Here is a 22081-nt window from a genome sequence, read left to right as displayed (position 1 = left end):
GGGCTCTGTCGAACCGTATGACTTAAGTATGGCAAGCCAGCCTTGAGCGCAAGCCTTAAAGAGCTGGGCGCAAGCTGAAAGGTTGGTCAAGCTTTGGTTACATTTTTGACCGCCCATCACAAAAGCATCACAGAACCAGCCAGCGCACCACAAAACTACCCGGTGTAGCGCAAAGCCGCCTGCGGCGTCCTTAGTATCAGGACGCCGCAGACGGCTTGCGCTTGCAGAAGCGGCTTAGCGCTCGTCGGCCTCGCGGGCCTCTTCAGCCTCGAAACGCTGCTCGGCAGTCTCGTTAGCTACCTCAGCTTCGGGGATTGCGGGGAGTTCCGTCTCGTCCTCGCCAAAGGCCTTGTCGAAGGCCTCGGCATCCAGCTCACCCAGGGGAGCTGACGAGAAGGTGAACTTGGCCAGGTCGCCCTCGCCCTCAACGTCCACGGTGATCTTCTCGCCGGACTTGATCTCACCGAAGAGGATCTTCTCAGAGAGCGGGTCTTCCAGGTTGCGCTGCATCTCGCGGCGTAGCGGGCGGGCGCCCATGGAGGGGTCGTAGCCCTTAGCTGCCATGAGAGCCTTAGCCTTATCGGTCAGCTCGATTGACATATCCTGCTCGGCCAGGCGCTTGGCCAGGCGGGCAACGAAGAGGTCAACAATCTGCAGAATCTCAGACTCGGAGAGCTGGGGGAAGACGATGATGTCGTCCACGCGGTTGAGGAACTCGGGGCGGAAGTGCTCCTTGAGGGATTCCATCACGCGGCCCTGCATACGCTCGTAGGAGCCCTGGTCGTCGCCGACCTGCTGGAAGCCCACGGGTACACGGCGGGCCATTTCGCGGGAGCCCAGGTTGGTGGTCATGATGATGACGGTGTTCTTGAAGTCCACCACGCGACCCTGGGAGTCGGTCAGGCGGCCGTCTTCCAGAATCTGTAGCAGGGAGTTGAAGAGGTCGGCGTGAGCCTTTTCAACCTCGTCAAAGAGCACAACGGAGAAGGGCTTACGGCGGACCTTCTCGGTCAGCTGGCCACCCTCCTCGTAGCCAACGTAGCCGGGAGGGGCACCGAAGAGGCGGGACACGGTGTGCTTCTCCTGGTACTCCGACATATCCAGGGTGATGAGGGCGTCCTCGTCCCCAAAGAGGAACTCAGCCAGGGCCTTAGCCAGCTCGGTCTTACCGACACCGGTGGGGCCGGCGAAGATGAAGGAGCCACCAGGACGCTTGGGGTCCTTGAGGCCCGCACGGGTACGGCGGATTGAACGGGAGAGAGCCTTGATAGCGTTCTCCTGGCCAATGACGCGCTTATGCAGCTCCTCTTCCATCTTGAGCAGACGGCCGGACTCTTCCTCGGTGATCTTGTAGACCGGAACACCGGTGGAGAAGGCCAGGACGTCGGCGATAACCTCGGGGGTTACCTCACCGAAAGCATCGCCGGCATTGCGCCACTGCTGCTCGGCTTCTTCCTTCTCAGCGGCCAGCTTCTGCTCCTTGTCGCGCAGGTCAGCTGCTTTCTCGAACTCGTTAGCCGCGATGGCCTCTTCCTTCTCGCCTTTGAGCTTGGCGATGCGCTCTTCGAGCACCTTAATTTCGGGTGGAGCGGTCATGCGCTTGATACGCAGGCGGGCACCGGCCTCGTCAATCAGGTCAACAGCCTTATCGGGCAGGAAGCGGTCAGAGATGTAGCGGTGGGCCAGGTTAACGGCGGTTTCCAGAGCCTCATCTGAGATGGTCACGCGGTGGTGGGCTTCGTACTTATCGCGCAGACCCTTGAGAATCTCAACAGCCAGCTCGGGGCTGGGCTCATCGACCTGGATGGGCTGGAAACGACGCTCCAGGGCGGGGTCCTTCTCAATGTGCTTGCGGTACTCATCGAGGGTGGTTGCACCGATAGTCTGCAGCTCACCGCGGGCCAGCATGGGCTTCAGAATTGAGGCAGCGTCGATAGCGCCCTCAGCGGCACCTGCACCGACCAGGGTGTGAATCTCATCGATGAAAAGGATGATGTCGCCGCGGTTGCGAATCTCCTTCAGCACCTTCTTCATGCGCTCTTCGAAGTCACCGCGGTAGCGGGAACCCGCCACCATAGAGCCCAAATCCAGGGTGTAAAGGTGCTTGTCCTTCAGAGTTTCAGGCACATCACCGTGCACAATCGCCTGGGCCAGGCCCTCAGCAACAGCGGTCTTACCCACACCGGGCTCACCAATCAGCACGGGGTTGTTCTTAGTACGGCGAGAGAGCACCTGCATAACGCGCTCCATCTCCTTATGGCGACCAATCACGGGGTCAAGCTTGCCCTCGCGCGCCGCAGCCGTGAGATTGCGTCCGAACTGGTCAAGAATGGCAGACCCAGCCGGGGTACCCTCGCGGGAGTTACCCGCACCCACACCGGCGGTCTCCTTACCCCCCTCACCGTTGTTATTACCGGGGTAGCCAGAAATCAGATCCATCACGGTCTGACGAACCTTAGCCGGCTCAGCACCCAGCTTGGTCAGAATCTGGTTACCCACACCCTCATTAGCGCGCACCATACCCAGCAGAATGTGCTCGGTACCAATGTAGCCGTGGTTCAGCTGAATAGCCTCGCGCATCGACAGCTCAAGAACCTTCTTAGCGCGCGGGGTAAAGGGAATATGACCGCTGGACGCCTGGGGGCCAGAACCGATGATGTCCTGCACCTGGTCACGCACGGCAGTGAGATTAATACCGAGCGACTCAAGAGCACGAGCCGCAATACCCTCACCCTCGTGAATCAGACCGAGCAGAATGTGTTCGGTGCCGATGTAGTTGTGGTTCAGCATACGTGCTTCTTCTTGGGCAAGCACGATGACGCGACGGGCGCGGTCGGTAAACCGTTCAAACATTGAACACTCCTTGGAAACTTACTATTACCCAAAAGATTACGCGCGTTTCTGCGCCCGCGGGGCCCTGTTCGCCACGGAATGAATGGTGTTCGCAGGGAGGGAAAGCTCCCGCGTCTCAGGCCGATAAGAGGGCTGGCATTGAGTCAGTTGCGCGGCTCTAAGGTTGCTCTACTTTTTGTCTAGATACACCTCTATATTTACCGGCCAAAGGCGCCTGGAATTTATCTATCATTTCCTCCGTGCCTGAACTTTATAGACTGCTTATAAATAATGAGGCGGAACCCGCTCAACGGGTTCCGCCTCATAGAGACAAGAAGAAGATTATTTACTTGCTTTCTTTGCCCATAGCTGCGTAGTAGGCGTCCTGAATGTTCTGGTGAATACGGCCACGGCTAGAAACCTCGTAGCCGTTTTCCTGGGCCCACTTACGAATTTCAGCGATTTCGGGATTGCGCTTAGCGGTGGTGCGTGAACCTGCGGGGCGGCCGGGGGTGCGCTGGGCACCCTGAACGCGGCGGGCCTTAGCGGCGAAAGGACGGATGGCGTCGCGCAGGCGGGCAGCGTTAGCGCTAGAAAGATCGATTTCGAACTGGCCGCCGTCGAGACCGAAACGTACGGTTTCTTCTGCGGGGCCGCCGTCGAGATCGTCTTCAAGAATAATCTTGACCTTCTGAGCCATTATTTTCTCCTTGGATGAGGCTGTTTAGGGAATATGAACTCAACCGCGTTTTTGGGCAGGGAGACGTATAGGGAATATCCGCCTTCTACCCTTTTCTGTGGGGTACGCAATCGAGTTAGTCACCCTTGATGACTAAAATAAATAGTACATATTCTTTTCTCAAAAAGGAAATAAAGTCACGCTTCAGAGAACAAAAAGACTTTTATTTAGTTTCTGATGTTCCAAAAGGGTCCCGGGTTCCGTCCGCGTTTTTTACAGAGCGGTACCAGGCTTCGGCGTCCTTTTCGATATCCCGGCGGGCAGCACGCTCGGTGCGGTCAGCACGATTCATCCAGCGCAAAATAAAATAAAGCACCAGGCCCGCGCCTATGGAGGGAACCAGGCCAATCAGGAATTCCATCTCTTCTCTACCTTTCTCGGGTTTATGCTCCCTCCAATCTACCCTAGGCGGCGGTGTAGAGGGGCTGGCAAACAAAATGCCCGCCTGGCAGGCTGCCAGGCGGGCACAAGAGCGTTAGGACGCTTTACTCGGCTTCGGGCTTCATCAGCGGGAAGAGAATGGTCTCGCGGATACCTACGCCGGTGAAGAGCATAATCAGGCGGTCGATGCCCAGGCCCAGGCCGCCCATGGGGGGCGCACCGTATTCAAGGGCGCGCAGGAAGTCGTCGTCGAGCTGCATGGCTTCGTCATCACCACCGGCAGCCAGCTTGGACTGCTCAGTGAGGCGCTCACGCTGAATCACGGGGTCAATGAGCTCGGAGAAGGCGGTGCCTCGCTCCATACCGCCGATAATCAGGTCCCAGGCCTCAATCAGGTTGGCCTCGGAGCGGTGCTGGCGGGCCAGTGGCTGGGCTGAGGGCGGGTAGTCGTAGACGAAGGTGGGGTTAATCAGGGTGGGCTCCACGATTTCGCCAAAGAGCTCAACAACCAGCTTCTCGGCGTCCCACTTGGGGTCAACGGGAACCTCGTGCTTCTCAGCGATAACGCGCAGTTCTTCTGCGGTGGTGGCGGGGGTGACCTCAACGCCTACAGCTTCAGAGAGACCGGGGTAGACACCCAGCCACTTCCACTCGCCGGTGAGGTCGATGGTACCTGCTTCGGTTTCAATCTTGTGTACGCCTACGGCGTCAGCGCAGGCCATGATAATTTCCTGCATACGCTTGGCCATGACGAACTGGTCGGCGTAGGCCTCGTAGCATTCCAGGGTGGTGAATTCGGGGCTGTGGGTGGAGTCTACGCCCTCGTTGCGGAAGACACGGCCGATTTCGTAGACGCGTTCCAGGCCGCCCACTTCGGCGCGCTTGAGGAAGAGCTCGGTGGCGATGCGCAGGGTCATGGGCTGGTCAAAGGCGTTCAGGTGGGTTTCGAAGGGGCGGGCTGCCGCACCACCGTGAATGAGCTGCAGGATGGGGGTTTCCAGCTCGATGTAGCCATGATCGTTCAGCACGTTACGCACGGTCTGGGTGATCTTGGCACGCTTGATGACCAGGTCGCGGGCTTCGTCGCGCACCATCAGGTCGAGGTAGCGCTGGCGGACGCGGGTCTCTTCGTTCAGGTCGGAGTGCAAGTTGGGCATGGGGCGTAGGGCCTTGGACGCCATCTGCCATTCGTCCGCCATGATGGAAAGCTCGCCGCGGCGGGATGAGATAACCTCGCCCTTGACGAAGACGTGGTCGCCCAGGTCAACCAGGGCCTTCCAGTCAGCCAGGGATTCTTCGCCCACGCTGGCCAGTGAAATCATGGCCTGGATGCGGGTGCCGTTACCCTGCTGCAGGGAGGCGAAGCAGAGCTTGCCGGTGTTGCGAACGAATACGACGCGTCCGGCCACACCAACGATGTCACCGGTGGTCTGGTCTGCTTCGAGCTTGCCGTCGTACTTCTCACGGATTTCGGTGATGGTGTGGGTGACGGGGACGCCCACGGGGTAGGCTTCACGGCCAGATTCAAGCAGCTTGGCGCGCTTTTCGAGGCGAATCTGCATCTGCTCTGAGACGCCGTGGTCGAAAGCGGTGGTTTCGGCGGGGGTGTTGCCCTGTTCAGTCAATGATGTACCTGTTCTTAGGTTGGGTATAGAGGTCTTAGTTGATTTCCATGTTATCGATGAGGCGGGTGGAGCCCACGTAGGCTGCCACGAGCGCTAGCACACGTGCCTGTTCGCTCTGGGGGGGCTCAAAGGTGTCGGTATCGACGACTTCGAGGTAGTCCAGGCGCACTCCTTCGGTGCTGTCGATGGTGGTACGGGCCTGGGCGATGTCCTCTGCGCTCAAGCTGCCGGTGATGTACTTTTCGCGCAGGGTTGCCAGGGTGCGAGAAAGCACCAGGGCCGCTTCGCGTTCTTCAGCGCTCAGGTACTGGTTGCGCGAGGAGAGGGCAAGGCCGTCGTCCGCACGTACCACGGGCACAGGCTTGATGGTTACCTCGTGGTTGAAGTCCTTAACCATGCGCTGAATGAGGGCCAGCTGCTGGGCGTCCTTCTGCCCGAAGTAGGCGTTAAGGGTGCCTTCCCCTACCAGGGGCTTCAGAATGTTGAAGAACTTATTGACCACGGTCAGCACGCCGTCGAAGTGGCCGGGGCGGGTCTTGCCCTCAAAGAGGGTGCCCAGCTTGCCTGAGACAACGGTGATTTTGGGGTCGCCACCGGGGTACATTTCTTCAACGGTGGGGGCAAAGATGACGTCGACGCCCGCTTGGGTCGCCAGGGCGGCGTCCGCTTCAAGAGTGCGGGGGTAGCGGTCGTAGTCTTCGTTGGGCCCGAACTGGAGGGGGTTCACGAAGATAGAGAGCACCACAACATCGTTCTGTTCGCGGGCACGGCGAATCAGGGTGGCGTGCCCGTCGTGCAGAGCGCCCATGGTGGCTACATAGCCTACGGTGAGGGGCTTCTCTGCGGCGGGGGTTTCACCGGTGTCTCGGCGGCGACTGGCGGTGGTGAGGGCCAGGAGCATTTCGTTGCCGAGGTCGGTGATGGTGTGTGCGATGGGGGTTTGACTCGTCACGGTAGTGAGGGGTCCTTTCGTGTTTTGCGCCCTCCTAGTTTACCCGGCGAGCGCTTTAAGCACAGCCTGGTAGCTCTCATCGGTGAGGGCGCCGCGGCTGTGGGCTCGTTCGGCGGTGGCGCGGGCCAGGGCTAGGTAGGCGGCGGGGACGTCGTCGGTGTTTTCTTCCAGTGCGTAGCTGGCTAGGGTTTGGGCGTGGGCGGCTACGGTGTGGGCGTCTCCGCGGGCGACGGGGCCGGTGAGGGCGCTATCGCCGTTGGCGAGGGCGTTGTCGAGGGATGCTCTGAGCAGGGGCTCTATGTAGCGGGCTGGGTTTTCGATGCCGATGGAGGCCAGGATTTGGAGGGCCTGGCCGATGATGGTAACCAGGTGGTTGGAGCCGTGGGCAAGGGCAGCGTGGTAGAGGGGGCGGTCGCCTTCGGCTATCAGTACGGGCTCTCCCCCCATCTCAACGACCAGGGCCTGAGCGATGGGGGTGAAGGGGCCTGGGCCGGTGACGCCGAAACTGGTGTTGGCTAGGCGGGGCAGGTCGAGGGAAAGGCCGGTGAAGGTCATGGCCGGGTGGATGGCTAGGCCGATAGCTCCCTGGACCGTGGCGGGGGCAAGGACGGAGGTGCCGTGCCGCCCTGAGGTGTGGATGAGGATTTGCCCGGGGCGCCAGCCATCGGTTTCGGCTATACCTTTAACTAGATCAGGCAGGGCATCATCGGGCACGGCAAGGAGCACCACTTCACTGGTGGTAATGATCTCTGGGATGGTGGAGACGGGGACGCCGGGGAGCAGAGCCTCAGCCCGGGTACGGGAGGCTTCTGAGACGGCATGGACGCCGGTAATCAGGTGCCCAGCGGCACGGAGGGCTGCGCCGAGCACGGCCCCTACCTTACCTGCTGAGATTACGCCGATGCCCAGGCGGGCGGGCTTAAGATGGTTGCTGGTTTGCACGGGGCACCTTTCTGTCTGCGTCCTGCCTGCTTAGTTTACCGGGGCACCGTGCTGCTCACTCCCTAAGACCCTACTCCTTCTCTCTTTACCCTAGAGTTTGTCTCAGGGTGAAGAGAGAAAGAATAGGGTGATTCAGGCGCAGCCCCCATCTGGGCCAGGCGGACGGTCAGGGCGCGGGCGACCTCGGCGTCCGCATTATGCACGGAGGAGGACAGGGTTCCCCCGGCGACCCGCAAGGACAGGTGGGCCAGCCCGGCTTTCTTCTGCAGGGGCCCCTGGGCCAGCTCAAAACTCTGCACCTTACGGTGCGGCACAAAGGTTAGACGGCGCACCCAGCGACCCGAGCGGACCAAGAGAAGCAGAGGGGTCACCGCAAAACCGTTGCGACGGTAGGTGAACGGGTCAAACCAGCGGGCAGACGCCGGGGACACCGTAAAGCCCTGATCTGTGCCGCTTCCCGCCAGGCCAGCTAAGAGCTGGTCAGGTGACACGCCACCGTCCTGCTGGGCAGGGAGTACCAGGGGTAGCACCCGCATCACGTCATCAAGGGTGCCCACCGGGAGCAGCTCCCCAGCAAACTCGCCCTGGTCGCCGGTCTTGCCCAGCAGGGTCACCTTGACCCGGTACCAGCCGGTTATACGCCAGAGCAGGGGCTGCTCCACCGAAATACGCTGAATACGGCCCTCGGGCAGGGTCTGGGTGGTGGTGTCGGTAAAGCCGAACCGGGTTTTCAGGCCGTCCGGGCTGGTGGAAAGCGAAAAATTGAAGCCGGTGTTAAAGCGCTTCCAGGCGCTCGAAACGATAGTCAGGATAACCGCCACGTTCGAAGCGAAAATAGCCCCCAGGGACATCTCTGCCCAGAACATCAGCCCGCCCATGCCCAAGAGGAAAAGCAGGCCCACAGCCCATCCCAGGCTCAGCACCATCGACCCCAACAGCCGCGCAACCGGCACCTTGACGATAAGCTGCTCACCGGCGTCCTTAACCCCCAGAAAATTCTCGGTGAGATGGTCGCTCAGGCGGTCTGCCATGTCGCGGTGGGCGGGCTGGTCGGCAGGAGCGGACGCCGGCGCCGGGGAATCTGCCGCATCGGCTTTGAGGGTGCGCACCCGGGCTAGAAGCTGCTCGCGCAGGGCACGGGCATCGGCGTACTTGAGGAACTGCACCCGCAGGGCAGAAGAATCACCGTCTGCCACGTCGAATTTAAGCTCTGCCAGGCCCAGCAGGCGGGCCATCAGGGGGCGGTTGACGTCGATAGACTGCACGCGGTCTAACCGGGCCTTGCGCTCGGTTTTGAAGAGCATGCCGCTCTTGATGTAGACATTGTGGTCATCGACCGCAAACCGGTAAAAGAACCAGGTTGAGAGGAAGGGCAGCAGCAAGAGCAGGAAGAAGACGGCCAGTACTCCCAGGAACCAGAAGCCCCCGAAGATGCTCGTCCAGGAGAGGAAGACGGTGTCTGGCGGGCCGCTCTGCCCGAGTTCGCGCAGGTCAAGGGGTTCTTCGCCGGTGAAGAGGTCGTCGACCAGGTTGTTAGCGATGGTGTAGACGAACACGACGATAATCAGCCAGGCCCTCACCAGGGGCGAGAGCGGGTGGGCACGACGCCAGGTGAGGGCTGCTTCTTCGCGGGCGGTGATATCGGTGGAAACCGCCGGGGATTCTGAGGTGGGTACCTGTTCACTCATTTAGAGACCTGCCATTCTGGCGTCCGACAGGTCGGTGAGAACCTCACGCAGCTGGTCAGCGTCGCTCTTAGCCAGGCCCGGAATAGTAATGCTGTTGGCCGCGGTTTTTACCTCGACGCTGGCCAGTGAGAGCGCATTTTCGAGCGGCCCAGAGGACACATCGACGTACTGGATACGCCCGTAGGGAACAGCGGTGAGCGAACGGAAGAGCAGGCCGGAGCGCTTGAGCAGGTGGTCAGCGCGTTCACTGTAGCCGATAGCCTGCACCCGACGCTTGACCAGTATCAGCGCCCACAGCCGCCAGATGAGCACCAGACCGAACAGGCCCCAGTAGGCCCAAGGGGCCCAGTTCCAGCTCTCCACCACAAGCGTCATGATAAGCGGTAGGGACGCCAGCCCCAACAGAATGAGAGACCAGATCAAAGAGGTAATGAGCTTAACCCGAACGTACTTGGGCGAGACCCGCTTCCAGCTGACCTCGGGCAGATCTATAGTCTGCTTGCCCAGGCCATCCAGGTTGAGCGGGGGCAGGGTAGGTGTAAATTGCGGCTCGTTCATGGTGCTCTCTCGTTACGTATAAGGCTTATTCATAAAAGTAGGTAGGCAGGCTCACAGCGAAGCTGCTGGCTCGGGGCTGGCGTGAATCGCCTTGTGAGCGCTAGCGAACCAGCGAGAGGGTCGGCAGCGAGCGTGAGCCTGGCATACCTTATAAAAACCCTCTATATGCTTCAAATGTGGTCTACACCATTATGGCACGGAGGGAAAGCCTGTCTAAACCTTACCGGCTAGGAAGAAGAGTCCGACTTATTGCGAGCCAGGGGACCGGTCTGCGGACTGACCTCACCGACCCCACCACCGGCGTCCTCATCCCCCGGAGGCACCTTGCACCAGTTCTCGGCGACGATACCGGCAACCAGCATCACCAGGCCGCCTGCAAGGGCAAGCAGGCTCTCGATGAGGGGTTGGGCGGTGGCACGGGCGGACGCCAGCCCCACCTGGTAGACCAGGATAGCCACCTGCCAGCCGGTCACCAGGGCACCGGTGAGGGCAAGAGCCTGAGCGAAGACCGCTACACGGGCGGCCATGAGGGGGTTCATGGAACCGGCATTCTTACGAGTCTCAACCCGGCTGAATTTGAGCACCTGCCGGGCGAAGTAGAGGGCCAGGGAGCCGAGAATCAGAGCCGCTACTACGGTCAAGGCGGGCAGGGAGAGCTCCGGCCCGCCAGAGCTCACGCTCAGGAAGTTCAGTACAGCACCGCTTGCAACCCCGACAGCCGCTAGGAGGGCAAGGGCTCGGCTTCGCAGTTTCACGCGCAGACCACCGGGGCGGGGTGGAACTCGCGGATGCCACCGGCGTCCGCAGCATCATCTGCCAGCTGGCGCACCGATAAACCCAAAAGGAGGGCAGCGGGGTCCATACGGGCCCAGGGTTCCAGCACAAAGGCCCGTTCAGCAGCCCGCGGGTGGGGCAGGGTGAGATCGGGGTCGTCCATCTCCAGGGAGGCGATGTCAATAATGTCGATATCCAGGGTACGCGGGCCCCAGCGAACATCGCGGGTACGGTGGTGCTTCTGCTCAATCTGCTGGGTATATTCCAGTAGTATGAAGGGCCGCAGGCTGGTCTCAATCTCAACCACCATGTTGGCGTAATCGGGCTGGCCGACAGGGCCGCCCACGGGAGCTGTGATAGCGATAGGGGAAATCTTGGTCACCGCGATTTTCTCGTGGGAGCAGATATCGCCAATTGCCTTAATCAGGGTGTCTTCGCTATTGCCCAGGTTAGAGCCCAGGGCAAGAATGGCTTTAACCGGCATGCTTCTCCCTAAAAATCGTCACCGACACATCGGCAAAGGTCACCTCGATAGGGGCCTTGGGCTTATGTACGGTCAGCTCAACCGCCAGCAGGGGGAACTTCTCGAGCACAGCGGTAGCGATACGCTCAGCCAGGGTTTCGATGAGATCCAGGGATTCACCGGTGACGATTTCGCGGATGACCTCAGCTACTTCGGCGTAGTTGACGGTGTGCGCCACATCGTCAGTGGCAGCGGCCCGGGTAAAGTCGGTGAACATGGTGATATCGACGAAGAAGGGCTGGCCGGTCTGCTTTTCCGAGTCGAGCACCCCGTGGTAGCCCACGCTACCCACACCTGTGAGTGTTATGCGGTCAGCGCGCGAGTAGTCTCGCGTATCTGCCGATGAGCTGTGATCGTGCATGGTCACCTTTCACCGAGTCTGGTCACCGGTGGGAGTTCAGAGTTGAAGCGCCGGTGCTTTGTAGCCATTATCCACGCAGCGGGAGCAACCGTTAGTGACCGTTATGTGTGCCCTTCGACATGCCGAAAGATAGTCTCACCCGGGTATTTGCTGGGAAGGGTAGTACTTAAGCGGGCCTAAAGTACCACCTCTAAAGCGCTTAAAGTCACAAAGACATTTTCATTTATGACGCTTCTGTTTCATGGCTACCTGCGCCACCTAGTTTGAGAGAGCGGACGCTCGCCGCCAGGCTGCGCGCACGGCCAGGGCATCGGCGGTCGCCTGCACATTATGGACGCGCACGGCCCAGGCTCCTGCCTCAGCTGCCATCACCGAAAGGGCTGCGCTGGCAACATCCCGTTCAGTAGCCGGGCGCTCAGTAACCTGTTCTGCCGGCAGGCCGGAGGCTGCGGCGTCCTGCTCCTGCAAAAGCCGGGCGATAAAGCGCTTGCGGGAACCAGCCACCAACACCCGGTGCCCCTCAGCTGTCAGGGCCTGCAGACCCGCTAAAATTTGCCAGTTTTGCTCCCCCTGCTTAGCAAAGCCGGGGCCGGGGTCAAGAATAATCTGCTTGGGTGCCACTCCCCCGGCAAGCAGTCGCTCGCGCAGGGTAAAGAGCTCGCTAAAGACCTCACCGGCAACATCGGTGTAGACGGCCTGGGAGTCCATGGTGATGGAGGTACCGCGCGAGTGCATGAGAATGTAGGGCACGCCCAGCTCAGCGACAGTCTCAATCATGTCTTCGCGCAGGCTCATGCCAGCAACGTCGTTGATGATGTGGGCGCCAGCTGCGACGGCGGCACGGGCGGTTTCGGGGTTGAGGGTATCAACCGACATGACGATGTTCTCAGCAGCTAAAGCTTCAATAACAGGCAGGACGCGGCGCTGCTCCTCAGCCAGGTCAACACGGGTGGCACCGGGGCGGGTTGATTCGCCCCCCACATCAATAATGTCTGCCCCCTGGGCAACCAGGGTCTTGGCGTGCGCAACTGCCGTGGCGGCGTCCGCGTGCAAGCCACCATCTGAGAAGGAATCGGGGGTGACGTTGAGAATCCCCATGATCAGGGTGCGGTCGGTGGGCAGGTTGGCGAAGGAACCGTGGGCGTGAGGAAGGGTCATGCACCCAGGCTAGCACTCGCTTACCTGCTCGCCTGAGCTAAGGGGACCGCAAAACCAAAAAAGGACCGCATATTATGCGGTCCTTTTTTAGAAATCAGGTCCCCTTGGGAGAAATCAGGAGGCGTTGATCAGGCTCATCGCCTCGGCACGGGTAGCGGGATCGCGCAGGGCCCCGCGGACGGCGCTCGTCACCGTCTTGGTTCCCGGCTTCCGCACCCCGCGCATGGACATGCACATGTGCTCAGCCTGCATCACCACAATCGCACCGGTGGGCTGCAAATGCTCTTCGAGAGCCTCAATCACCTGGGTAGTCAGACGCTCCTGCACCTGGGGGCGCTTGGCGTAGACGTCCACCAGGCGGGCCAACTTGGAGAGACCGGTGACCTTACCGTCACCACCGGGAATGTAGCCGATGTGGGCGTGCCCGAAGAAGGGCACCAGGTGGTGCTCGCAGGTCGAGTAGAAGGGAATATCCTTGACCAAAACCAGCTCGGAATGGTCAATGTCGAAAGTGGTTCCCAGAATATCGCCGGCGCTCTGGTGCAGACCGGCAAACATCTCATCGTAGGCACGGGCCACACGGGCCGGAGTATCGAGTAGGCCGTCACGGTCCGGGTCTTCGCCGATAGCCAGCAGAATCTCGCGAATAGCGGCCTCGATACGGGGCTGGTCAACTGCCATTAACGGGGCCCTCCCAGGGGGTCAACATCGGGGTTACCTGCGGGGCCTGCGGCACCGGGGTGGGGGTTACCGGGATCCATGGGGTCAACGGTGGGCTGCTGAACGATCGGCTCTTCAGCGGCAGGAGCCTCATCAGCTTCTGCCTTAGCCACCTTAACCGGGGGAAGAGCAGAGGGCTCGCGGTTGGACTTGGAGTACCAGTGGTCGCGTTCGGGGCGCTTGCGCACGCCCGCGAAGATTTCTGCCAGGTCGTTCTCGAGCAGGGTTTCCTTCTCGAGCAGGGCTAGGGAGAGGGCATCGAGTACATCGCGGTTATCGCGCAGAATCTCGTAGGCCTCATCGTGGGCCTGCTCCAGCAGGGCTGCGACTTCCTGGTCAACAAGGTAGGCCATCTCGTCGGAGAAGTTGTTGCCGCCGCCAGCACCACCGCCCAGGAAGGGGTCGGATTCCTTGGCAGCTAGACGTACTGAGCCGACCTTGGCGCTCATGCCGTATTCGGTGACCATCTTGCGGGCAGTGTCGGTTGCCTTCTGAATGTCGTTGGATGCGCCGGTTGAGGGATCGTGGAAGATCAGCTCTTCGGCTGCGCGGCCGCCCATGGCGTAGGCCATCTGGTCCAGCAGTTCGTGGCGGGTGGTGGAGTACTTGTCGTCCTGAGGCATGACCATGGTGTAGCCAAGGGCACGGCCACGCGGCAGAATCGTAATCTTGGTGACGGGTGCTGAGTTGCGCAGGGCAGCTGCAACCAGGGCGTGACCGCCTTCGTGGTAGGCGGTGACGGTGCGCTCGTGCTCGCTCATGATGCGGGAGGAGCGCTGGGGGCCTGCCATGACGCGGTCGATTGCCTCGTCGATAGCGCGTTCGTCGATGACGTTACCGCCGTCGCGGGCGGTCAGCAGAGCCGCTTCGTTCATGACGTTGGCCAGGTCAGCACCGGTGAAGCCGGGGGTGCGCTTGGCAACGGAGGCTAGGTCAACGCGGCGGTCGATGGGTTTGCCGGTTGCGTGCACCTCGAGGATGCGCTGGCGGCCCTTGAGGTCGGGAGCGTCTACACCGACCTGGCGGTCGAAGCGGCCAGGACGCAGCAGGGCCGGGTCAAGCACGTCGGGGCGGTTGGTTGCCGCGATAACGATGATGTTAGAGGTGCCGTCAAAGCCGTCCATCTCAACCAGCAGCTGGTTGAGGGTCTGCTCGCGCTCGTCGTTACCGCCGCCCATGCCGACGCCACGCTGACGACCGACGGCGTCAATTTCGTCGACGAAAATGATAGCGGCCTTGTTGGACTTAGCTTCCTTGAAGAGGTCGCGCACGCGGGAGGCACCCACGCCCACGAACATTTCAACGAAGTCGGAGCCGGAGATGGAGTAGAAGGGGACGCCCGCTTCACCGGCTACAGCCTTAGCTAGCAGGGTCTTACCGGTGCCGGGAGGGCCGTAGAGCAGTACGCCCTTAGGGATCTTGGCGCCCAGGCGGGTGAACTTCTCGGGTTCAGCCAGGAATTCGCGGACTTCTTCGAGTTCAGCTAGAGCCTCGTCAACACCGGCGACATCAGCAAAACGCACGGTGGGGTTGTCTTTGTTGAACTTCTTGGCGCGGGACTTGGAGAAGTTCATAATCTGGTTGCTGCCGCCGCCCATGCGTGACATGAGGAACCAGAAGAGGGCCACCAGGATCACGAAAGGCAGGATGAAGGACAGCATGGAGGTGAACCAGTTGGTCTGCACCGGCTGATCGGTGTAGGACTCAAGGTTGGCATTGTCCATGGCCGCGACAACGTCGGTAGCGCGGGGCTGTACGTAGTAGAAGCTCACGTTCTTGCCCTGGTTCTCACCGGCGGCGTTCACGTAGTCTTCCTTGAGTTCCAGGTCTACGCGCTGGTCGCCGTCGAAGATTTTGGCGCTGACGACTTTCTCGTCATTCAGCAGGCTAATACCCACGTTGGTATCAACGCGGGTTGAGGCTGCTAGGGAGTTTGCGAAGATCATGGGCACGGCAATGAGAACTGCCAGCAAGACCCAGAACCAGGGCCCTGAGATGAGCTTGCCGAAGAACCCCTTTTTCTTGGGGTCGGGGGTATTATCCGTATTCTGCACAGCCGCGCCTTCCACAAAAATAACGGGGCGGGGCGCCGTGTGCGCCCCGCACAAAGGTAGCCCCAGCACCCGGCAGTGGGTGCAGTTGGGCCTAGACCTATCTAATGTACCTAAAGTTGCTGAGTGCTTGCTTGATACCTCAAGGTTTTCACCTCAGGGCTAAAGGACCAACGAAGCATGGCCCTGGTAGGCTCCCCGTAGCCGACTGGCTGGGTCTGGCATGAATTACGACGAGCCTCCAGGCGAGGAGCAAGAAGGTTAGTCGGCGGAGGGGAGTCTGCCAGGGCTCTCTGACAGGTGCTCGGTGTTTAGGAGTAGACGTGCGGTGCCAGGGTGACGATGCAGTCCAGGTTGCGGTAGCGCTCGGCGAAGTCCAGGCCGTAGCCCACTACGAATTCGGGTTCGATGTCCCAGCCGACGTACTTGACCTCAACGTCGGTCTTGACGCTCTTGGGCTTGCGCAGCAGGGTGCAGATTTCGACCGAGTTGGCGCCGCGGGATACCAGGTTCTGCTGGAGCCACTTGAGGGTCAGGCCGGAGTCGATGATGTCTTCGACGATGAGCACGTCGCGGCCGGTCAGGTCGGTGTCGAGGTCCTTGAGGATGCGGACGACGCCGGATGACTTGGTGCCTGAACCGTAGGATGAGACGGCCATCCAGTCCATGGTGTAGTGGGCCTTGAGGGCGCGGGAGAGGTCGGCTACGACCATGATGGCGCCCTTGAGTACGCCGACCAGCAGTACGTCGCGGCCTTCGTAGTCCTTGTCGATTTGGGCGGCAAGTTCCTTAATCTTGGCGTCGATTTCTTCTTTGCTGAAGAGAACGTGCTTGATGTCGTTCTGTACGTCGAGTGCGTCCACGGTTGATCGCTTTCTGCTGGTTCAAAGGGTGTGCGCCCTGCCCTGTTGGGTAGGGCAAAGCGCGTGTTCACCTTTAAGTATGGTTTATGGGGCGGTGTTGAGTAAAACGATGAGGCCGGTTTTCTTGAGGTTGTAGCTCTGACCTGCCCGGGTGATGGTGGTACCGGGGCGGCGGCGGTAGGCAGAAATATGGCCGGGCAGCTGGAGGGGGCCGGCAGTCGAGTGGTCGCCAGCGAAAGCATCGAGGGCGGCAAGACGCTCGAAGCCCGGGGCGATGCCGCCGGCTTGTTCGAGAGCTAGGGCCAGGACGCGGGTGCGCAGGGCCGGGTGCAGGGCGGCGAGCGCGGCGCGGTTGAGCAGAACCATGTCCCTGCTGGGCTCCACCCCGAGCAGACCCGCGACATCGGTGCCTGCGGGGGCGAGGGCGTCCGCGTCCACCAGTATGTCATTCAGGGCCTGGCGGGCGGCGGACGCCAGGTAGTCGGCGTCCGCACCGGCAATGGTCGCGGTGCGGGCCAGGGATACAGCTACGCCGCCGCCCAGGTGTTCTTCAAGGTAGGGCAGGACGCTGTGGCGCACGCGGGCGCGCATGAGCGACTGGTCGGTGTTGGTGGGGTCCTGCCAGGGGGTGAGGCCCGCATCAGCGCAGATCTCTTCGATGTCTGACCTGCGCAGGGTGAGCAGGGGGCGGATGACCCGTACAGGGCCGGCGGGGTGGTCTTCGGTGCGGTCCACGGGCATACCCGCCAGGGAACGGGTGCCAGAGCCCCGAGCCAGGCCCAGCAGTACGGTTTCGGCCTGGTCGTCGAGGGTGTGGCCCAGGGCAACGGCGTCCGCCCCGGTTGCGGCCAGCGCCCGGGCGAAAGCACCGTATCGGGCGGTTCGAGCGGCCATTTCGGGCCCCTCCTTACCCTCTTCAACGGTCACGGTTTCTACCAGCACCGGGCTAAGACCCAGCTCCCGCAGAATCTGGGCGGTGCGCTCGGCCACCTGGGCTGACCCCTCCTGGAGCTGGTGGTCCACCACAACCGCCCCCACGCGCACGTCCTGCCGCCGGTTGAAGTGGGCCAACAGAACCGCTAAGGCCAAGGAGTCGGGGCCACCCGATACGGCAGCCAGCACCAGGGGAACCTGCCCTGCTTCTGGGCCTGCGCCCGGGCGTCCTGACGAACCGGTGGGAGCAACCGTACCTGCCCCAAATACCTGCTCCAGCACACCGGCGACCTCGCGGCGGGCAGCTCCCACCAGGGGGTTCAGACGGGTTTTACGCTGCTGCACTAGTTCTTCTCTTCCTCTAGGTCTGCGCCCAGTACCCGCTCAATCCAGCGGGAAGGGGTGTGAATTTCGGCTACGGTGGGTAGGTTCTCGGGGGCCTGCCAGATACGGTTGAACCGCTCCATGCCTACCTCGTCGATGATGGCCTGCACGAACTTTTGGCCGTTCTTGTACTGGGCCATCTTGGCGTCCATGCCCAGAAGTTTGCTCATAAAGCGGGGGAAGAAACCCTGGGTTTGGCTGCGGCGCTCAAAACGGCGGCGGATGGTTTTAACGGAAGGGACGATTGAGGAATCAACGGCGTCCATCACCACGTTGGCGTGGCCCTCGAGCAGGCTCATCACACCGGTGATGCGGTCGAGCAGGTCCTTGCCCTCATCGCTGAGCAGCAGGGCAGCACCAGCGGGGCGGGCTGCCTCAGCGCTCTCCCCCGGCGCTTCCTGCTTCTTCATACCGCGCACAGCGCCACTGGCAGCTGCGGCGATACGCTCCGGTAGGTTATCGGTGGTCTCCCCCAGCTCCCGACCCAGCCGGTGCATCAGGTCAAGCAGGTAGTCGCGCAACCAGGGGGCAGCGGCAAACTGTACCCGGTGGGTCTGCTCGTGCAGGGCCACCCAGAGACGAAAGTCAGCCGGGTCGAGGTTCAGCTCTTCTTCCAGCTTCATCAGGTTGGGAGCCACAATCATTAGGCGGCCGCCGGGTGCCCCGTGGCCGGCAAGCGCCGCATAGGGGTCGTACTGGCCCAGGACGCGGGTAGACAGGAAGGCCAGCACACCCCCAATTTCTGCCGCCCCGCCAATCTCAGTCACAGCGTGCTCGGCATCAGACAGCTGAGCCAGGCGCTGACCCAGCACCTCTTGGGCAATAGGGCCTAGCATCACGTCAAATGACTGGGTATTAGCCTTCACCCAGGTAGCCCTATCAACAATCAGCAGTTCAGAGTCGTGCAGGTTCTCAGCTGCCGCCAGCTGCGTAATAGCGTGCACGTGATCAACCGCGGCAGTAGCCGCATAGCGCATCTCTTCAACGGCCCGGCGCTTAGCCGCAGCCTCAGCGCGGGGGCCAGCCGGAGCCAGCACACCGGCAATCTTATGGGCTAAAGAAAAATTCAGGGGCAAGGATGAAGAGCTCATGGCACCCCACTCTACCGGCTCCTAACCGCTCCGGCCTACCTCAGCCAACCGGCGGCGTCCGCGCCTTTAAAGGGGAAAAGGCCGGGCCCCGTGCAGAGCCCAGCCTTCTTTCCCGGTGGGGGCACTAGTTAGCTTTCGCTACCCCACCAAGTCTTTAGTTATCGTCTGCTTCAGCTTCAGCAGCGGACTCGTAGTGAGACTTCTCAAAACGAACCTGAGCCTCAGCTACCAGCTTCTCAGCGAAGGCGCGGTCTTCCCAGCCCTCACCCTTAACCCACTTACCGGGCTCCAGATCCTTGTAACGCTCGAAGAAGTGCTTGATTTCTTCCTTGAGCTGGTCGGCAACGTCACCGATTTCCTGGATGTGGTCGTAGCGCTTGTCTGCGGGAACGCAGAGAACCTTGTCGTCGCCGCCAGCCTCGTCGGTCATGCGGAAAACGCCGATGGGGCGAGCTTCAACCAGGACGCCGGGGACAACGTCAACATCGAGAATAACCATGGCGTCGAGGGGGTCGCCGTCTTCGCCCAGGGTGTCCTCAAAGTAGCCGTAAGCGGTGGGGTACTGCATGGAGGTGAACAGCACGCGGTCTAGACGCAGGCGACCGGTTTCGTGGTCAATTTCGTACTTGACGCGTGAGCCGCGGTTAATTTCAATCGTGACGTCGAGTTCCAAGGGGAACCTCCTGGTTGAGTGGTGTGTTTGACTCGCGCTGCGCGCGAGTGGTTCGGCATATTAGTCTAACCGAGAACCGGCAGGCTGCACCCCTTTTACAGGGCAGGCGCGCCAGTGTCACACGTATTACATGCCTCTGCTTCCAAGGTCAGGCATATACCCTATATAGAAGGACCCCTTCGCCCGAGAGCTAACCTGTGGAGGTTTCATGGCCACTTCTCACCGACGCCCCCTGACCGCCTGGGTGGTTACTGCCCTGCTCGCAGCCGGGTGTGCAGTAGCAGGAGCCTGGGCTGTACCGGCCTGGCAGGAGTCCCAGGACCTCCGCGAATCCTCGGTAGCCCCTGATATCACGGCCTCGCCGGTTGCGGTGACAGAAGCAAGCGCCGGTGCTGCCCTCGATTCAGCGGCCCTGAGCGCAGAGCTCGATAGCGTCCTTGACGGTTTAGGCCAGGGGGTTTTCTCAGCCCAGGTTCTTGATGCAGAAACCGGTCAGAGCCTCTACTCCCGTGAGGCCCAAGCGAGCCGAACCCCGGCGTCCAACATGAAGCTGCTCGTGGACTACGCCCTGCTGACCACTGCACCGCAAGCCCGCTTCACCACGTCCGTCGACCTCAACGACGACTCAACCCTTACCCTGGTTGCCGGCGGCGATACCCTACTGGTGCCTGGGCACTCCGACCCCACAGCTGTGATGGGGTACGCCGGCATCGAGACCCTAGCAGAACGCACCATCGAGGGCCTTAAAGAGCAGGGCATCAGCGGCAAGGCCCTTACCCTCAACCTGGACACCACTATCTTTTCCGGCAGCTCCCTTAACCCCGAGTGGGCCCAGGAAGATATCGACTCCGGCTTCATCAGTGCTGTTACCCCCCTCGCCTTTTACTCCCACTACTCCCCCACCAGCGACGGAACCGCATCAAGCGGCAGCCGCCCCAGCAACGCCCCGGCAGAAGTGCAGCAGGTGCTGGTAGAGGCTCTCAATAGGTTAGGAACGGACGCCGGGCTCACCTTCACCGCGGGCGAGCAGCTCACAGCCCCCAGCAGCGGACGCGAGATTGCGGCCGTGCAGTCAGCCACCGCCGCAGAGCAATCGGCCCTCATGATGCAGGAAACGGATAATTCGCTGGCTGAGACCCTAGGCCGAAACCTTTCTGCCCTCACAGGCGGCGATGGCTCTACCCAAGGGGCAGTTACCGCCGTACGCGAGGCTCTCTCTACCGCCGGCCTACCCACCAACTACACCCAGGTTGACCTCAGCGGTCTTTCCATGAACAACAAGGTCAGCAACGAACTGCTCACCAGCATTGCCCTGCGCGCGGTCAAGGGAAACACCAGCGAACGCCTCACCCTGCAGGGCCTGCCGGTAGCCGGCTACAGCGGAACCTTGGGCCTCGCCAGCCGCTTCAACGACGCTGACGAAACCGGTGGGCGCGGGGTCGTCCGCGCTAAAACCGGAACCCTGAACTCCGTGCTGTCACTCACCGGCTACACCGTCACAGAATCCGGGCGGGTAGTAGTCTTCTCGATTATCATGAACGACCTTGAAGACACCGGTGCCGCCAAGAACACTATCGATCGGTTTGCAGCTACTCTCAGTAACCAGTAAACATAGATAGCTATAAAGGCGGCGGCTCCACAGGTGTGGAGCCGCCGTTCGTGTCGGTGTCTAGGTGTCTGAACCTAGAAGATGGTAGTTAGCTTACCCAGGTACCGCGAGCCTGGGTCCAGTTAATGGTGGTACCGCTGGAAAAAGTCACACGGGTTACCCCATCAACCCAACGGATCTCGTCGGTTACAGGGAAGCCCAGCACTGCGGGGCCGCCCAGGGCGTACCAGCGAGCTGAAATAGCACCGGTTCCAACGATAACGCGGGCACCCGTGGAGGGGGTCCAGTAAACAGACATGATGCCATTCCCCTTGATGAAGTCCTGGCGCATCCCCCCCGAGAAGGCATGTTCAGAATTCATGGGGTAGCCCCAGTTACGCTCAAAGTTGCTGCCCGCATAACGGCCACCGATAGCGCCAGGCCAGTAAACATTGTGAGCACCGGTTGATGCGGTCCAGTAGATGGTGCGCCCCTTATCAAAGTTCTGAATAATGCCACCGTTAACTGAGGCAAAAGGATTACCTGTAGGTAAGCCAAAGGTATCCGCACCACCGTTAGCGTAGTAGTGGTCAGAAAGTTTATCGCTAATCGCATAGGCGCTTACTTCAGAAAACGCATTAGACAGGGTGTTGACGCTTGAGATGGTAGAGACATAGTCATTGGGCCCCTTACCTGCTTCGTAGCGGTAGATACCAACGTTGCCGAGTACGCGCCAGGGCAGGGAGGTACCGTGACCGTAGCAGAAGCCGATACCAATGACATTTGCCTGGGGAGCCAAGATGGCTGCACGGTGGGGAGGGGAGCTCTTCCAGAAGTTGAGAAGCTGGTTGAGGTCGTCATTGTAGGAAAGAGCGATAACTTCGCGAACGAAGCTGTAGCCCTGCACCTTGGAGTTGTAGAGGAACTCGGTGCCGTGGGAATAATACCCGGCCTTGAACTGGCGGATAGCCTCACCCTCCATCACCGATGCGACAGTGGCTGAATGCTTAACAGCGCCTAGGCCATTCTGAGCACGGTAGGCGTTGATGAGGTTGAGCAGGGTCTGCTGGTCGGCGGCACGCTGGGCTGCTGAGACAGTGCGAATATCTGATGCGGCAGCAGTAGCAGCAGTCATAGCTGATGCGGTAGCCAGGCCGGTTAGAGTCAGGACAGCTGCCTGACGGCGAGTGGGCCGAACAGCTCGTGTGGTTTCAAGAAAACTCTTCATTTATGCTCCAGTTTTTC

The 22081-nt window shown here is 60.9% G+C and carries 20 protein-coding genes; 1 reads left to right on the top strand and 19 read right to left on the bottom strand.

What is annotated here, in order from left to right:
* Positions 1-234: 234 nt before the first annotated feature.
* The 18 genes from ACED88_RS08345 to ACED88_RS08260 form a co-directional block, all read right to left on the bottom strand.
* Complete coding sequence (locus ACED88_RS08345; RefSeq protein ID WP_449109324.1) at positions 235-2853, bottom strand: ATP-dependent Clp protease ATP-binding subunit; 2619 nt, start codon at positions 2851-2853, stop codon at positions 235-237.
* A 325-nt stretch (positions 2854-3178) separates the two neighbouring features.
* The gene (locus ACED88_RS08340; RefSeq protein WP_449109323.1) at positions 3179-3532 is read right to left on the bottom strand and encodes a histone-like nucleoid-structuring protein Lsr2; all 354 of its coding nucleotides are present in this window, start codon (positions 3530-3532) and stop codon (positions 3179-3181) included.
* 202 nt (positions 3533-3734) lie between these two features.
* On the bottom strand, positions 3735-3932 hold the full coding sequence (locus ACED88_RS08335) for a hypothetical protein (protein ID WP_326504093.1): 198 nt from the start codon (positions 3930-3932) through the stop codon (positions 3735-3737).
* A 124-nt stretch (positions 3933-4056) separates the two neighbouring features.
* Positions 4057-5514 (bottom strand): lysine--tRNA ligase, encoded by a 1458-nt coding sequence (gene lysS / locus ACED88_RS08330; RefSeq protein WP_449109350.1) that lies wholly within the window; start codon positions 5512-5514, stop codon positions 4057-4059.
* A 97-nt stretch (positions 5515-5611) separates the two neighbouring features.
* The gene (gene panC, locus ACED88_RS08325; RefSeq protein ID WP_449109349.1) at positions 5612-6478 is read right to left on the bottom strand and encodes a pantoate--beta-alanine ligase; all 867 of its coding nucleotides are present in this window, start codon (positions 6476-6478) and stop codon (positions 5612-5614) included.
* Between the two features lie 90 nt (positions 6479-6568).
* Positions 6569-7471 (bottom strand): Rossmann-like and DUF2520 domain-containing protein, encoded by a 903-nt coding sequence (locus tag ACED88_RS08320; RefSeq protein WP_449109322.1) that lies wholly within the window; start codon positions 7469-7471, stop codon positions 6569-6571.
* A 62-nt stretch (positions 7472-7533) separates the two neighbouring features.
* Positions 7534-9159 (bottom strand): PH domain-containing protein, encoded by a 1626-nt coding sequence (locus tag ACED88_RS08315; RefSeq protein WP_449109321.1) that lies wholly within the window; start codon positions 9157-9159, stop codon positions 7534-7536.
* Complete coding sequence (locus ACED88_RS08310; RefSeq protein WP_449109320.1) at positions 9160-9717, bottom strand: PH domain-containing protein; 558 nt, start codon at positions 9715-9717, stop codon at positions 9160-9162.
* Between the two features lie 227 nt (positions 9718-9944).
* Positions 9945-10472 (bottom strand): DUF3180 domain-containing protein, encoded by a 528-nt coding sequence (locus tag ACED88_RS08305; RefSeq protein ID WP_449109319.1) that lies wholly within the window; start codon positions 10470-10472, stop codon positions 9945-9947.
* Positions 10469-10975: a 2-amino-4-hydroxy-6-hydroxymethyldihydropteridine diphosphokinase gene (folK, locus tag ACED88_RS08300; protein ID WP_449107922.1), complete on the bottom strand. Its 507-nt coding sequence runs from the start codon at positions 10973-10975 to the stop codon at positions 10469-10471. The genes ACED88_RS08305 and folK overlap by 4 nt, the downstream gene beginning before the upstream one ends.
* Complete coding sequence (gene folB, locus ACED88_RS08295; protein ID WP_237196340.1) at positions 10965-11375, bottom strand: dihydroneopterin aldolase; 411 nt, start codon at positions 11373-11375, stop codon at positions 10965-10967. The genes folK and folB overlap by 11 nt, the downstream gene beginning before the upstream one ends.
* A gap of 258 nt (positions 11376-11633) precedes the next feature.
* Positions 11634-12533 (bottom strand): dihydropteroate synthase, encoded by a 900-nt coding sequence (gene folP / locus ACED88_RS08290; RefSeq protein WP_449107921.1) that lies wholly within the window; start codon positions 12531-12533, stop codon positions 11634-11636.
* Positions 12534-12647: 114 nt separating this feature from the next.
* Positions 12648-13214, bottom strand: a complete 567-nt coding sequence (folE, locus tag ACED88_RS08285; protein WP_237205595.1) for a GTP cyclohydrolase I FolE — start codon at positions 13212-13214, stop codon at positions 12648-12650.
* Positions 13214-15307 carry an ATP-dependent zinc metalloprotease FtsH gene (gene ftsH / locus ACED88_RS08280; protein WP_272878932.1) on the bottom strand — a complete coding sequence of 698 codons (2094 nt, stop codon included), beginning with the start codon at positions 15305-15307 and terminating at the stop codon, positions 13214-13216. The genes folE and ftsH overlap by 1 nt, the downstream gene beginning before the upstream one ends.
* A 308-nt stretch (positions 15308-15615) precedes the next feature.
* Complete coding sequence (gene hpt, locus ACED88_RS08275; RefSeq protein WP_185173992.1) at positions 15616-16167, bottom strand: hypoxanthine phosphoribosyltransferase; 552 nt, start codon at positions 16165-16167, stop codon at positions 15616-15618.
* An 84-nt stretch (positions 16168-16251) separates the two neighbouring features.
* The gene (gene tilS / locus ACED88_RS08270; protein ID WP_449107920.1) at positions 16252-17445 is read right to left on the bottom strand and encodes a tRNA lysidine(34) synthetase TilS; all 1194 of its coding nucleotides are present in this window, start codon (positions 17443-17445) and stop codon (positions 16252-16254) included.
* Positions 17445-18575: a zinc-dependent metalloprotease gene (locus ACED88_RS08265; protein WP_449107919.1), complete on the bottom strand. Its 1131-nt coding sequence runs from the start codon at positions 18573-18575 to the stop codon at positions 17445-17447. Before ACED88_RS08265 ends, tilS begins: the two co-directional genes overlap by 1 nt.
* A gap of 154 nt (positions 18576-18729) precedes the next feature.
* Complete coding sequence (locus tag ACED88_RS08260; RefSeq protein WP_237237040.1) at positions 18730-19248, bottom strand: inorganic diphosphatase; 519 nt, start codon at positions 19246-19248, stop codon at positions 18730-18732.
* Positions 19249-19456: 208 nt separating this feature from the next.
* Between ACED88_RS08260 and dacB the strand changes: the two genes are divergently transcribed.
* Positions 19457-20857, top strand: coding sequence for a D-alanyl-D-alanine carboxypeptidase/D-alanyl-D-alanine endopeptidase (gene dacB / locus ACED88_RS08255; RefSeq protein WP_449107918.1), 1401 nt, complete (start codon positions 19457-19459; stop codon positions 20855-20857).
* 88 nt (positions 20858-20945) lie between these two features.
* On the opposite strand, the gene ACED88_RS08250 is transcribed toward dacB, so the two are convergent.
* On the bottom strand, positions 20946-22064 hold the full coding sequence (locus ACED88_RS08250) for a CAP domain-containing protein (protein WP_449109318.1): 1119 nt from the start codon (positions 22062-22064) through the stop codon (positions 20946-20948).
* Between the last annotated feature and the right edge of the window lie 17 nt (positions 22065-22081).

Source organism: Rothia sp. 11273D007AR, assembly GCF_053547255.1.
Note: the sequence above shows the minus strand (reverse complement) of the source record. Positions and strands in the feature narration are given on the sequence as shown.